20 protein-coding genes are annotated in these 12299 nt (G+C 64.9%); 8 read left to right on the top strand and 12 right to left on the bottom strand.

Features of this window, described 5'->3' with window-relative positions; genetic code table 11:
* Positions 1 to 3: 3 nt before the first annotated feature.
* Both aat and OCK02_RS19030 read left to right on the top strand, forming a co-directional pair.
* The gene (gene aat, locus OCK02_RS19035) at positions 4 to 618 is read left to right on the top strand and encodes a leucyl/phenylalanyl-tRNA--protein transferase (RefSeq protein WP_263814397.1); all 615 of its coding nucleotides are present in this window, start codon (positions 4 to 6) and stop codon (positions 616 to 618) included.
* Positions 619 to 868: 250 nt separating this feature from the next.
* Positions 869 to 1747, top strand: a complete 879-nt coding sequence (locus OCK02_RS19030) for a GGDEF domain-containing protein (RefSeq protein WP_263814396.1) — start codon at positions 869 to 871, stop codon at positions 1745 to 1747.
* A 90-nt stretch (positions 1748 to 1837) separates the two neighbouring features.
* Here the strand turns inward: OCK02_RS19030 and OCK02_RS19025 are convergent, their stop codons facing one another.
* From OCK02_RS19025 to gatB, 5 genes are all read right to left on the bottom strand, one after another.
* On the bottom strand, positions 1838 to 2257 hold the full coding sequence (locus tag OCK02_RS19025; RefSeq protein WP_412178863.1) for a DUF2155 domain-containing protein: 420 nt from the start codon (positions 2255 to 2257) through the stop codon (positions 1838 to 1840).
* A gap of 108 nt (positions 2258 to 2365) precedes the next feature.
* Positions 2366 to 2764 carry an NADH:ubiquinone oxidoreductase subunit NDUFA12 gene (locus OCK02_RS19020; RefSeq protein ID WP_230803865.1) on the bottom strand — a complete coding sequence of 133 codons (399 nt, stop codon included), beginning with the start codon at positions 2762 to 2764 and terminating at the stop codon, positions 2366 to 2368.
* A 106-nt stretch (positions 2765 to 2870) separates the two neighbouring features.
* The gene (locus tag OCK02_RS19015) at positions 2871 to 3335 is read right to left on the bottom strand and encodes a GNAT family N-acetyltransferase (RefSeq protein WP_263814395.1); all 465 of its coding nucleotides are present in this window, start codon (positions 3333 to 3335) and stop codon (positions 2871 to 2873) included.
* A gap of 103 nt (positions 3336 to 3438) precedes the next feature.
* Entirely contained in the window at positions 3439 to 3936 is a 498-nt protein-coding gene (locus OCK02_RS19010) for a GNAT family N-acetyltransferase (RefSeq protein ID WP_263814394.1), read from the bottom strand.
* A gap of 4 nt (positions 3937 to 3940) precedes the next feature.
* Positions 3941 to 5443, bottom strand: coding sequence for an Asp-tRNA(Asn)/Glu-tRNA(Gln) amidotransferase subunit GatB (gatB, locus tag OCK02_RS19005; protein ID WP_230803858.1), 1503 nt, complete (start codon positions 5441 to 5443; stop codon positions 3941 to 3943).
* A 170-nt stretch (positions 5444 to 5613) separates the two neighbouring features.
* On the opposite strand from gatB, the gene OCK02_RS19000 reads away from it, so the two are divergent.
* Positions 5614 to 5922, top strand: a complete 309-nt coding sequence (locus OCK02_RS19000) for a DUF1294 domain-containing protein (protein WP_263814393.1) — start codon at positions 5614 to 5616, stop codon at positions 5920 to 5922.
* A 197-nt stretch (positions 5923 to 6119) separates the two neighbouring features.
* Positions 6120 to 6377 (top strand): YjhX family toxin, encoded by a 258-nt coding sequence (locus OCK02_RS18995; protein ID WP_263814392.1) that lies wholly within the window; start codon positions 6120 to 6122, stop codon positions 6375 to 6377.
* Positions 6378 to 6441: 64 nt separating this feature from the next.
* Here OCK02_RS18995 and OCK02_RS18990 read toward each other — a convergent pair whose 3' ends face one another.
* Complete coding sequence (locus OCK02_RS18990) at positions 6442 to 6954, bottom strand: GNAT family N-acetyltransferase (protein WP_263814391.1); 513 nt, start codon at positions 6952 to 6954, stop codon at positions 6442 to 6444.
* A 136-nt stretch (positions 6955 to 7090) separates the two neighbouring features.
* Between OCK02_RS18990 and OCK02_RS18985 the strand changes: the two genes are divergently transcribed.
* Both OCK02_RS18985 and OCK02_RS18980 read left to right on the top strand, forming a co-directional pair.
* Positions 7091 to 7408, top strand: coding sequence for a type II toxin-antitoxin system RelE/ParE family toxin (locus tag OCK02_RS18985; protein ID WP_263814390.1), 318 nt, complete (start codon positions 7091 to 7093; stop codon positions 7406 to 7408).
* Positions 7392 to 7694, top strand: a complete 303-nt coding sequence (locus OCK02_RS18980) for an addiction module antidote protein (protein WP_263814389.1) — start codon at positions 7392 to 7394, stop codon at positions 7692 to 7694. Before OCK02_RS18985 ends, OCK02_RS18980 begins: the two co-directional genes overlap by 17 nt.
* A gap of 12 nt (positions 7695 to 7706) precedes the next feature.
* Here OCK02_RS18980 and gatA read toward each other — a convergent pair whose 3' ends face one another.
* The 4 genes from gatA to OCK02_RS18960 all read right to left on the bottom strand — a co-directional run bounded on the left by gatA (position 7707) and on the right by OCK02_RS18960 (position 10831).
* The gene (gatA, locus tag OCK02_RS18975) at positions 7707 to 9188 is read right to left on the bottom strand and encodes an Asp-tRNA(Asn)/Glu-tRNA(Gln) amidotransferase subunit GatA (protein WP_263814388.1); all 1482 of its coding nucleotides are present in this window, start codon (positions 9186 to 9188) and stop codon (positions 7707 to 7709) included.
* Between the two features lie 18 nt (positions 9189 to 9206).
* Positions 9207 to 9686, bottom strand: a complete 480-nt coding sequence (locus tag OCK02_RS18970; protein WP_263814387.1) for a GNAT family N-acetyltransferase — start codon at positions 9684 to 9686, stop codon at positions 9207 to 9209.
* A 4-nt stretch (positions 9687 to 9690) separates the two neighbouring features.
* Complete coding sequence (gatC, locus tag OCK02_RS18965) at positions 9691 to 9978, bottom strand: Asp-tRNA(Asn)/Glu-tRNA(Gln) amidotransferase subunit GatC (RefSeq protein ID WP_230803840.1); 288 nt, start codon at positions 9976 to 9978, stop codon at positions 9691 to 9693.
* A gap of 148 nt (positions 9979 to 10126) precedes the next feature.
* Positions 10127 to 10831, bottom strand: a complete 705-nt coding sequence (locus OCK02_RS18960; protein ID WP_263814386.1) for a metal-dependent hydrolase — start codon at positions 10829 to 10831, stop codon at positions 10127 to 10129.
* A gap of 191 nt (positions 10832 to 11022) precedes the next feature.
* Between OCK02_RS18960 and OCK02_RS18955 the strand changes: the two genes are divergently transcribed.
* Entirely contained in the window at positions 11023 to 11328 is a 306-nt protein-coding gene (locus OCK02_RS18955) for an alkylphosphonate utilization protein (protein WP_263814385.1), read from the top strand.
* A gap of 7 nt (positions 11329 to 11335) precedes the next feature.
* Positions 11336 to 11809, top strand: a complete 474-nt coding sequence (gene ruvX, locus OCK02_RS18950) for a Holliday junction resolvase RuvX (protein ID WP_230803824.1) — start codon at positions 11336 to 11338, stop codon at positions 11807 to 11809.
* Here ruvX and OCK02_RS18945 read toward each other — a convergent pair.
* Together OCK02_RS18945 and OCK02_RS18940 are read right to left on the bottom strand one after the other, a co-directional pair.
* Complete coding sequence (locus OCK02_RS18945) at positions 11767 to 12105, bottom strand: DUF6105 family protein (RefSeq protein ID WP_263814384.1); 339 nt, start codon at positions 12103 to 12105, stop codon at positions 11767 to 11769. The genes ruvX and OCK02_RS18945 overlap by 43 nt on opposite strands.
* On the bottom strand, positions 12102 to 12260 hold the full coding sequence (locus tag OCK02_RS18940; RefSeq protein WP_263814383.1) for a hypothetical protein: 159 nt from the start codon (positions 12258 to 12260) through the stop codon (positions 12102 to 12104). Before OCK02_RS18940 ends, OCK02_RS18945 begins: the two co-directional genes overlap by 4 nt.
* Between the last annotated feature and the right edge of the window lie 39 nt (positions 12261 to 12299).

The following is a 12299-nucleotide window of genomic DNA, read 5'->3' as shown; positions in this document are numbered from 1 at the left end:
CGCATGGCAGGGCGACGCGGCAGGTCCCCGGAAGTTACACCGGATCTCTTGCTGCGCGCCTATTCCATCGGACTGTTTCCGATGGCCGATTCGGCGGACGACCCGGAACTCTTCTGGGTCGAGCCCGACATGCGCGGCGTCATCCCGCTGGAGCAGTTCCACGTCTCGCGCAGCCTCGCCAAGAGGATCCGCCAGAAGCCCTTCGACGTCCGCGTCGACACCGCCTTCGAGGCGGTGATCGCGGCCTGCGCCCAGGCAGCACCCGACCGGCCCTCCACCTGGATCAATTCCAAGATCCGCACGCTCTATGCCACCCTGCACCAGATGGGGCATGCCCACAGCGTCGAGGCGTGGGAGGGCGACGAACTGGTGGGCGGCCTCTACGGCGTGTCGCTGGGGGCGGCCTTCTTCGGCGAAAGCATGTTCTCGCGGCGCACCGATGCCTCGAAAATCTGTCTCGTGCATCTGGTCGAGCGGCTGAAGGAGCGCGGCTTCCGCCTGCTCGACACGCAGTTCACCACCGAGCACCTGAAGACCTTCGGCGCGATCGACGTGCCGAAGGCCGACTATGAATGCATGCTCTCCAAGGCGCTGGCCTCGCCGAACCTGCCGTTCTGATTTTCGGCACCCGGGACAGGGCGCCCGGTCATGAGAACATCCGCCTGGCGCCAGTTGCGGCTCGAAGGCTGTTGTGGGTGGTCACATGATTGGGGATTGTCATCCTTGCTTTTCACTTCGCAAGAAATGCACATTTAGAGAAATGAAATGCCGACGTGGCAGGTTGGCAATGAACGTGCGTGTGCCTTGTGGCCGGACCGCATCGCCAGGCAGTGTGGGAAAGTGTGATTACTTGTTTACGCAACCGCAATTGACGTCGATCCTCTCCTCCCTTCCCGACCCCGCCTTCATCCTCACCCGCAGTGGCCGGTATGCAGCTATTTTCGGCGGCAAGGACCTCAGGCACTATCATGACGGCAGCAGCCTTGTCGGGCGCAGCATGTTTGAAGTGCTGAAGGAGGAGAAGGCACGGTGGTTCGCTGACCATATTGAGAAGGCGCTGGATAGCGGCGTACTCCATATCGTCGAATACGAACTCAGCGGCAGCGACGTCAAGGGAGCGAGCGACGACGGCCCCAGTCATCCGATCTGGTTCGAAGGCCGCGTCCAGGCGCTGAATTTTCAGGTCGAGGGCGAGGCTGCCGTCGTCTGGGTCGCGAGCAATATCACCGAGAAGCACGCGGTTCAGCAAAAGCTGCAGAAACTGAGCGAAACGGACGCCTTGACCGGGCTATACAACCGGCGGAAGCTGATCGAGACCCTGGATCACCGGCTGGCGATCTTCGAACGGGAGAAGTCGCAGACTTCGGTGCTCGTCTTCGATCTCGACAATTTCAAACGGCTGAACGACGAGATGGGGCATCACGCGGGTGACGCGGCCCTCGTGGAAATTGCCCGCCTGTGCCGCCAGCACCTGCGCCAGAACGATGTCATCGCCCGTTTCGGCGGTGACGAATTCGTGGTCGTCATGCCCGGCACCCATCGTGACGATGCGCTGGAAATCGCGGAGCGGCTGCGCGCGCACGTTCCCATCGTCCTCAGGGAAAACCTGCGCTACGAATCCACGATCAGCGGCGGCGTCAGCGAATTCGACCCGCCGGATCGCTTTTCCAGCGACATCCTGAGGCGCGCCGACGAGGGGCTGTATCTGTCGAAACGGGCCGGCCGCAACCGTGTATCGGCTCGATAGGTAACGCAATGCCAATGACGATCTGGGGCGGGAGCGAACAGGCGCCAGCTCTTGAAAACGATCGCCGCTCTCGTGGCCGGGCCACAGCCCCTACTGCGCGCTCGTCGTTTCCGGCGGCGGCACGTCGGACTGCATCTTGCACTCGGTCAGCCAGACGTCATAGACGGGGTGCTCGACGGCGTTGAGGCCGGGGCTTTCGGCGAACATCCAGCCGGTAAAGATGCGGCGGATCTTGCGGTCCAGCGTGATCTCGTCGACCTCGACGAAGGAATCGACCTTCTGCGCTTCGGTGTCGTCGCGGTTGTAGCAGACGCGCGGGGTGACCTGCAGGGCGCCGAACTGCACGGTCTCGCCGACATAGACGTCGAACGAGGTGATGCGGCCGGTGATCTTGTCCAGCCCGGAGAAGACGGCGACGGGGTTGGAGATGCGGGCTGCCTCGGCGGGGGTGCCCGTGGCAAGCGCCGCCGCACCGAGGGCGGCGAGCACGCATGCCCGGCGCGAAGCGATTGTCAGCCTGCCTGCCAAGTCCGTCCCCTTCAAGTCTTCCGCATGTGAATCGGCCCGGCGCACTGCCCGGGCCCGTCTGCGCTAGCGGTCAAATGTGGCGAAAGCGGTTCAGCCGCGCGGGGTCCAGGCGTCGTAGTCGCCTGTGACGCGAGGGCGTTCGCCGCGGGCGGCGAGCGAGCCCGGCGGACGATAGGCCTGCGCCGTTCCGGTGCCGTTGGGGCGATGGTTCTTTTCCCACTCGCGCGGCTTGTAGTCCTCGTCGGCGGGCGAAACATCGGTGCGGTGGTGCATCCAGCCGTGCCAGCCGGCGGGGATCGCCGAGGCTTCGGCATAGCCGTTGTAAATCACCCAGCGACGGGTGCGGCCCTCGCTGTCGGTGCCGCCGCCCTGGTAATAGACGTTGCCGAACTGGTCCTCGCCCACCTTCTTGCCGAAGCGCCAGGTATGGAAACGCGTGCCGATGGTCTGTCCGTTCCACCAGGTGAAAATCTGCTTGAGAAGGTTCATGATGCCGTCCCTGACCGGTCGAGCAGAGGGCCGACCGGATACCAATACCATGCCCGCTTATGCCCCGCCGGACTTTTCTTGTCCAGTGATTCCGCCGCGTTCGCCCTCATTTCAGCGGCATGCGAAAGCCGAAATGGCTGCGCTCGAACCCGAGGCGTTCATAAAAGCGGTGGGCGCGCACGCGCGCCATGCTCGAGGTGAGGTAGAGCTTGGCAGCGCCCCTGGCCTTCGCCTGCTCGATCGCCCATTTGACCATCCGTTCGCCGATGCCGCGCCCGCGCATGTCCTCGCGCGTCTGCACGGCCTCGAGCAGCAGGCTGGAACTGCCGCGGCCGGGCAGCGAGGTCAGAAGGGCTATCTGGAAGGTGCCGACGACCTCGCCTTCGCAGGTCGCGACATAGAGCGTCTGCAACGGCGAGGCGGCGATCTGCTCGAAAGCGGCGGCATAGTCGGGGAACGCCTCGGCGGCCGTCGTGTCACCGTGTCCGCCGACCGTATCGCTTGCAAAGAGCGCGATGATTTCGGCAAGGTCGCCGCGCCCGGCTTCACGGATCGTTATGTCGCTCGTCACCACGGTTCCCCCGGTCAGATTGCATTACCGGCGATGCAACAATCATCCGAAGACAACAGCGCCGTGACGGTCGCGACTTTTCCACAGGAATGGGCAGGCCGCGTCAGCCCAGCGGCTTCTCGTAGACCAGCGCCGGCAGGCCGGACTGGTCCTGGCCGCAATGGGCGGTCTCGCCCGTCCGGGCAAAGCCGTGCGCCTCGTAGAACGCGATCGCTGCGGCATTGCCGGGCTCGACTTCGAGCCGCATCACCTTCGCATCGGGGAAGCAGGTCTCGAGTTCGGCGAAGAGGTCGCGCCCGATCCCCTGACGCTGGAACTGCGGCAGGACGTAGAGCTGGTGCAGGAGTGCGACCTTCGGTTCGCTCTTCGACATGGCCGCATAGCCCATGCCGCCCAGCACCTTGCCGTCGTCGGCGACGACGAACTCGGCATCCCTGCGCTTCAGCTTCTCCGCAAGCGCCGGCACCGAATGCCACTTTCCGGTGATCTCGGCCACCTTGTCGGCGCCGTAGACTGTGTCATAGGTCGCATGCCACGTCTGAGCCAGGAGCGCGCTGACTTTTGCCAGATCACGCTCCGAGGCCGTGCGGACGAAGAACACGGGCCTATTCCTCGATGCCGAGCTTGGCCTTGACGAGGGCCTGGACGGCCTGCGGGTTGGCCTTGCCGCCGGTCGCTTTCATCACCTGGCCGACGAACCAGCCGGCGAGCGTCGGCTTGGCCTTGACCTTCTCGACCTGGTCCGGATTGGCGGCGATGATGTCGTCGACGGCCTTCTCGATCGCGCCGGTATCGGTCACCTGCTTCATGCCCCGGCTTTCCACGATTTCCGCCGGCACGCCGCCTTCCGCCCAGACGATCTCGAACAGATCCTTGGCGATCTTGCCGGAGATGGTGCCGTCCTTGATCAGGTCGATGATGCCGCCGAGCTGGCCGGGCGAAACCGGAGTCTCTTCAATGGCTTTGCCGGCTTTGTTCAAGGCACCCAGCAGGTCGTTGATGACCCAGTTGGCCGCAGCCTTGCCGTCGCGGCCGCTTGCCACGGCCTCGAAATAGTCGGCGATCGCCTTTTCCGAGACGAGCACCGAAGCGTCGTAGACCGACAGGCCGAGTTCGCGCACGAAGCGCTCCTTCTTGTCGTCGGGCAGTTCCGGCAGGTGCTGCTTCAGTTCCTCGACATAGGCGTCGTCGAATTCGAGCGGCAAGAGGTCCGGATCGGGGAAGTAGCGATAGTCGTGCGCGTCTTCCTTCGAGCGCATCGAGCGGGTTTCGCCCTTGCCCGGATCGAACAGGCGGGTCTCCTGGTCGATCGTACCGCCGTCCTCGAGGATGCCGATCTGGCGGCGGGCCTCATATTCGATCGCCTGGCCGATGAAGCGGATCGAGTTGACGTTCTTGATCTCGCAGCGCGTGCCGAAGCCCTCGCCCGGCCGGCGCACGGAGACGTTGACGTCGGCGCGCATCGAGCCCTCGTCCATGTTGCCGTCGCAGGTGCCGAGATAGCGCACGATCGAGCGCAGCTTGGTCATGTAGGCCTTGGCCTCGTCAGACGAGCGCATGTCCGGCTTGGAGACGATCTCCATCAGCGCCACGCCGGAGCGGTTCAGATCGACATAGGACATCGTCGGATGCTGGTCGTGCATCGACTTGCCGGCGTCCTGCTCCAGGTGCAGGCGCTCGATGCCGATCTCGATGTCCTCGAAATTGCCCTGGCGGTCGGGGCCGAGCGAGATGACGATCTGCCCCTCGCCGACGATCGGGTCCTTGTACTGCGAGATCTGGTAGCCCTGCGGCAGGTCCGGATAGAAATAGTTCTTGCGGTCGAAGATCGAGCGGTTGTTGATCTTCGCCTTCAGCCCGAGGCCGGTGCGGATCGCCTGGCGCACGCACTCCTCGTTGATGACCGGCAGCATGCCGGGCATGGCCGCGTCGACGAGCGAGACGTTGGCATTCGGGGCATTGCCGAACACGGTCGCAGCGCCCGAGAAGAGCTTGGAATTGCTGGTGACCTGGGCGTGCACCTCCATGCCGATGATCACCTCCCAGTCGCCGGTGGCGCCGGGGATGAAGCGTTTCGGATCGGGGGTGCGGACGTCGACGATGGTCATGGACAAGCTCTTGAATATCGCTACGGATGGCTGATTTTCGAACTGTGTCGGTAGACCATATGGGCAGGCGGCGCAAGGCTTTCGCCTGATGCCGGCGGCGGCCCTGACAACAGCACCCTCGTCAAAACCCCAAGCGATGCGTTAACCGGCATCGGGTAAGCACTTACGGCATGAGTGCCCTGTCTGTTGCCGCCGTCCTTGGTGCGATCAATGTCCTGACGTTCCTTGTCTTCTGGCGGGACAAGCAGGCGGCCCGCGCCGGCGGCTGGCGGGTCCGGGAAAGCACGCTTCTGGGCCTCGCCGTGATCGGCGGTAGTCTCGGGGCGTTCGCGGCCCAGCGCATGTTCCGGCACAAGACCCGCAAAGAGCCGTTCCGGACGGCGTTGCCGGTGCTCCTCGCCCTGCATGTTGCCCTCGGTATCGCCCTGATCGCGAACCCGGATCTCGTGCCCGATATGCTCCAGTCGCTCGGCCATTGACGACGTCGGCCCGGTTTCCTAGAAATCGACCGTCCTATCGGAGCCTTTATGTTCTCTATGTCTGAGACCCGCTGAGGGCCCTGCCCGCAAACTTCGCTTGCGCGCACGGGCCAGAAAAACGTTTCAGCCTCGCCGACCTTCGTCTGGCGGCAACGTTTTTTCGCGTTCTCTCGAACGCCTCTCGGACTTCAACGACAATGGATATTTCACGCGCCGAACAGCGCATTCTCCACCTGCTCGCCCAGGGCGGCAGGATCGAACTCGAACGGGACCAGACCCGGGCCATCCTCAATGTCCACTGCATCACGCGGGACGGCTGGCGCGCCGGCGGCCTGGACATGGAGCTCTTCCGAAAGCTGAAGCGGCGCAAATGCATCGCCTCGCAAGGCGGCAGGCCGTACCGCATCACCCAGCGCGGACTGGTGCTGGTGCGCGCGCAGCCGGACAACCGCTGACGACGGCATGCGCGGCCTCGGCCGCGCATGCCCGCTCACTCACTGCGGCGTTACCGGGAGGTGCCTAGAATCCGCCCGGCCCGTAGCCGATCGGCTGGTCCTCGATGAGTTGCCGCCGCAGGCCGACCGATTCAACGTCGCGGTCCAGCTTGGGCGAATAGGCGACCGACAGCCAGTTCACCGAATAGCCCCGGGTGCGGAAGAAGGCGAGCGCGGGCGCGTTGCGGGCATGGGTCTGGAGGTCCGCGGTCTCGACATCCGATCGGCGCATCTCGTCCTCGATCGCGACAAGAAGGGCCGACCCGACGCCGCGGCGCTGCAGCGCGGGATCGACCCAGAGGTCGGTGATCTCCTCGTCGAGTTTCTCGCGCGCGGCCCAGCCGGCGATGCGCCCGCCGTCCTCGGCGACGATCACCTTGACCCAGTTCGCCGACAGGAACTGCAGGAAGGCGTTGCGGGCATTGTCGCGCAGAGCATTCAGGTCGGCGACCCCCGTCACCGCCTGTTCCCAGGACCGCATGCCGACTTCGGCCAATGCGGGCACGTCTTCGCTATGCGCATATCGAATGGTCGTCATCCAGCCTGCCCCTGTTCGGCTGCATCAAAGCATTCGAATCGATGGTTGGCGAGGGAGAAAGCCTGGGGCGCCCCACAAGGCCCACGTTTCACGACAGCGGCTTGAGGATGTGTACCGTATAGGATACACATGTGAAGTGTTCGCCATCCTTACGACCGATGTCTTCGATGCTTGGCTGAGACGCCTGCGCGACCGTCGCGCGGCGGCTCGTATCCTCGATCGCATCGTCCGTGCCGAGGCGGGCAATCTCGGCGACGTAAAGCCGGTCGGCTCCGGCGTCTCGGAGATGCGTATCACGTATGGCCCCGGCTATCGCGTGTATCTGATCCAGCGGGGCAGCGTGTTGATCGTACTTCTGTGCGGCGGCGACAAGTCGACGCAAAAGGCGGATATCGCTGAAGCGAAGCGGCTGGCAAGACAGTGGAAGGAAGAGACCGATGGCTCAGAAGACTAAGGCATTCGACGCCGCGGCGTATCTCGAAAGCGAAGAGGACATTCGCGAATTCATGGCCGCCGCCTTTGAAAGCGGCGACGCTGCACATATCGCTCGGTGCGTCGGCATCGTGGCGCGTGCCCGCAACATGAGTCAGCTTGCCCGCGACGTCGGCATGTCGAGGGCCGCTCTCTACCGAGCCCTCAGCGGCGACGGCAATCCCGAGTTCGCGACGATCGTCAAGGTCCTGAATGCGCTTGGCATCGGCATCGCGCCGGTGGTCAAGTCCACCGACGCCGCCGCGTGACCGAAAAGGCTCTCACCACCACTTCTTCGGCGAGAACCGGCCGGCGGCCTGCTCGATGACGTGGGCTGTCTTGAACAGGGTCTCTTCCTCGAAGGGCTTGCCGATCAGTTGCAGGCCGAGCGGCAGGCCCTTGTGGTCGAGGCCGGCGGGGACGGCGATGCCGGGGAGGCCCGCCATGTTCACCGTCACCGTGAAGATGTCGTTCAGGTACATCTTGACCGGATCGGCAGCGAGGTCCTCGTCGGCGATGCCGAAGGCCGACGACGGGGTCGCCGGCGTCAGGATCGCATCCACGCCGGCGTCGAAGGCAAGGTCGAAGTCGCGCTTGATCAAGGTGCGGACCTTCTGCGCCTGCAGGTAGTAGGCGTCATAGTAGCCGGCCGAGAGCACATAGGTGCCGATCATGATGCGGCGCTTGACCTCGGTGCCGAAGCCGGCGGCGCGGGTCTTCTCGTACATGTCGACGATGTCCTTGCCGTCGACGCGCAGGCCGTAGCGGACGCCGTCGTAGCGGGCGAGGTTCGAGGACGCCTCGGCAGGCGCGACGATGTAGTAGGCCGGCAGCGCGTATTTCGTGTGCGGCAGGGTGATGTCGACGATCTCGGCGCCGGCCTCCTTCAGCCAGGCGATCCCCTGCTGCCACAGCGCCTCGATCTCCTCGGGCATGCCGTCGACGCGGTACTCCCTGGGAATGCCGATCTTCATGCCTTTCACCGACTGGCCGATCGCCTTCTCGTAGTCCGGCACCGGCAGGTCGACGGAGGTCGTATCCTTGGCGTCGACCGATGCCATTGATTTCAGCAGGATCGCCGCATCGCGCACGTCGCGGGCGATCGGGCCGGCCTGGTCGAGCGAGGAGGCGAAGGCGACGACGCCCCAGCGCGAGCAGCGGCCGTAGGTCGGCTTGATGCCGACGGTGCCGGTGAAGGCTGCCGGCTGGCGGATCGAGCCGCCGGTATCGGTCGCGGTCGCCCCGGCGCAGAGGAAGGCTGCGACGGCCGCAGCCGAGCCGCCCGAGGAGCCGCCGGGCACGAGGTCGAGGTTGGAGCCTTCGGCGCGCCAGGGGTTCTTCACCGGGCCATAGTAGGAGGTCTCGTTGGACGAGCCCATGGCGAACTCGTCCATGTTCAGCTTGCCGAGCATGACCGCGCCGTCGTTCCACAGGTTCTGGGTAACGGTCGATTCGTATTTCGGCCTGAAGCCGTCGAGGATGTGGCTGCAGGCCTGGGTGTGGACGTCGCGGGTGCCGAACAGGTCCTTGATGCCGAGCGGGATGCCTTCCAGCGCGCCGGCCTTGCCCTCGGCGATGCGCGCGTCCGACGCCTTGGCCATCCCGCGCGCCTTCTCGGGCGTGACCGTGACATAGGCGTTCAGCGTCTCGTTGGCCGCGTCGATCGCCGAAAGATAGGCGTCCGTCAGTTCGACGGCGGTGATCTCCTTGGCGCCGAGCTTCTCGCGGGCTTCGGCAATGGTCAGGCGGGTCAGGTCGGTCATGGCTCTATCTTTTTCGGGTCACGCAGCGCTGGAGGAACGTCCAAGCTGCTTCTGGTAGAATATCGAATAGGGGCTTTCCGGATAGTCGAGGACGGGGCCGCAGCGGGTGAAGCCGGCCTTCTCGTAGATCGCCCAGGCGGCTGGATGCCGATCGCCGGTCTCGAGCACGAGTTCGCCGATCCCGTCCGCTTCGGCGGCGGCGACGATCTCGGCCAGGATCGCCCGGCCGATACCCCTGCCCTGCCATTGCGGCCGGGTGTACATCCGCTTCACCTCGCCGGTCCCGGCCGAATGCCGCTTCAGCGCGCCGCAGCCGATCACGCCACCGTCCTCGTCGCGGGCGATCCAGACGGTCACGCCGGGCTCGGCCATCTGCTCCACGCTCAGGTGGTAGCAGGCCTCGGGCGGCGACAGCGTCAGCAGAACCGCGTTGAGTTCGGCAATGAGCGCGCGCACCTCTTCCTGAAGCGGGCTTTCGACGGCGATCGTGAAGGCCAAGGGCTTACTCCACGACCTTCGGCACGAGGAAGAAGTTGCGGTCGGACACGGGCGCATTGGCGACGACGTCGTCGGCCTTGTCGCCGTCGGTGACGCGGTCGTCCCGTTCCTTCATGGCCATCGGCATCACCGAGGTCATGGGCTCGACGCCTGATACGTCGACCTCGCCCAGTTGCTCGACGAAGCCGAGGATGCCGTTCAGTTCGCCCATCATGCGCTGGGCTTCTTCTTCGCTGACCGCGATACGGGCAAGGTGGGCCACCCGCTTGACGGTGGCAAGATCGACAGACATCGGCATTCTCCGGTCGGAAATTTCACTCCCGCTATAATGAGAGTGCCCCGGCTGCGCAACGGGGGAATGTCGGCTGCCGGCGGCGGGAGCGCCGGAAGCTCCTTGCAGAGACGTTTCTCGAAGGCACGCGATCGGGGCGGCGCTGTCTCTATCGCGACACGACTTCGCCGACCTTCGGCACCTCGACCTTGGTCTTCGCCCCGTCCATCGCGGTCACGAAGGTGTCGGCCGTCTGGTCGATGATCGGGAAGGAGCCGTAGTGGCAGGGGATGACGGTGCCGAACTTGAAATAGCGCTGGCAGGCAAGCGCCGCCACCGCACCGCCCATGGTGAAGCGGTCGCCGATCGGCACCAGGCCGATCTCCGGTCCGTGCAGTTCATGCACCAGCGCCATGTCGGAGAAGATGTCGGTGTCGCCCATGTGGTAGAGCGTCGGCTCGTCCTCGAAATGCAGGACCAGGCCGTTGGCGCTGCCGAGCGAATGGGAGACGCCATCCTCGGTGACCTGCGCGGAGGAATGCAGCGCGTTGACGAAGGTGGTCGAGAAGCCGTCGAAATGGATGGTGCCGCCGGTATTGCCCGCCTCGAGCCGCTTCACCCCCTTCGTGCCGAGCCAGGATGCGAGGTCGGCATTGGCGAGTACCGTGGCGCCCGTCTCCTTGGCGATCGCGACCGTATCGCCGACGTGATCGCCGTGGCCGTGGGTGAGCAGGATATGGGTCAGGCCGGCGGTCGCCTCCTTGCGCCTTCCGGTATCGAAGGAGGGATTGCCAGTGAAGAACGGATCGATCAGGATCTTCGCCTTGCCCGTCTCGATCCGGAACGCGGCGTGGCCGAGCCAGGTGATCTTCATGATATTCTCCCGTTGTACTTCTGCCATCAAATGACATAGAGCATGGCGCGCATGTCGACAGCCCGGTTGCGCAGAAGACCCGCTTTGGGTCGAGGAAGCCGTATCGGTGGCGGGCACACGACGATCATGGAACCCGGTCCGGACAATGCGCCTGGCTCCAGCAATAACCAAGCTTCTTGACGGAGACAAGCATGGCCACGGATGACGACGAGTATGTCTACGACGAAGCAACGGGAGATTGGCGCCCGGCCTCCGAAGTGGCCGCGGCGGCTGCCGCGAAGCAGCCGGTAGCGCGCGATTCGGCCGGCAACCTGCTTGCCGACGGCGATGCCGTCACGCTCGTCAAGGACCTGAAGGTCAAGGGCACCAGCACCACCCTCAAGCAGGGCACGGTCATCAGGTCGATCCGCCTCACCGACAATCCCGAGGAGATCGACTGCCGCCACGAGGCGGTCAAGGGCCTGGTGCTGCGCACCGAATTCGTCCGCAAACGGTGAGCCCGCCATGGCGACGGTGACGATCGAAGAACTTGCGGCCATCCTCGAACCGCGCCAGCCGATCGCAGGCCTCGACCTCGGCACGAAGACGATCGGCCTTTCGGTCTCCGACCTCGGACGCCGGCTGGCGACCCCGCGGCCGGTGCTGAAGCGGGTGAAGTTCGGGATCGACGCGGAGACGCTGCTTTCCTTCGCCGAGCAGGAAAAGGTCGCAGCCTTCGTCATCGGCCTGCCTGTCAACATGGACGGCAGCGCCGGTCCGCGCGTGCAGGCGACACGCGCCTTCGTGCGCTCGATGAGCGAGCGAACCGACATCCCCTTCGTCTACTGGGACGAGCGGCTTTCCACGGTCGCGGCCGAACGGACCCTCATAGAAATGGACGTGTCGCGGAAGAAGCGGGCGGAGCGGATCGATTCGGCCGCAGCCTCCTTCATCCTTCAGGGCGCGCTCGACAGGCTCTCGGCACTCGGCAGGTCCTGAGCGGACGCCGCGTGCCCGGCCGCACGACGGCGGCGCCACCATGCGGCGATCTGCCTGCGCCTGCGGAAGGCGATGATGGCGAAGACGAACAGGCTGTCGACGGCGATGGCGCGCGCGACGAGCGGCGGGATCGTCTCCGGCGGCAGGCCCAGAACGTTGCCGTAGATGCGGAAGACGAGGTCGTGGGCGTCGCGGGTCAGCATGAAGACGCCGAAGCTCATGTCGTAGTAGGACAGCCCGTACCAGCTGCCGAGCAGCGCGATCGGGCCGGCCCAGAGGATCAGGAACCACTTCATGCCGTTCTCTCCTCGCCGATGAAGACGTCGCCGAATTCCAGCCCGAGTTCACGAACGGCGACCAGGCCGAGCAGCACAGCCGCCGGCACGGCAATGTCCAGCGCCAGCGCTGCAAAGAAGGCCGTCATGGCCGCGGTCAGGACCGATTTCGGCATCGTGCCGTCCCCGATGGTTAACAAGACATTAATAACGGC

Source organism: Rhizobium sp. TRM96647, assembly GCF_025780115.1.
In the GTDB taxonomy this organism is placed as follows: Bacteria; Pseudomonadota; Alphaproteobacteria; order Rhizobiales; family Rhizobiaceae; genus Mycoplana.
The sequence above is the reverse complement of the archived record's forward strand: the minus strand, read 5'-3'. Positions and strand labels throughout refer to the sequence as shown.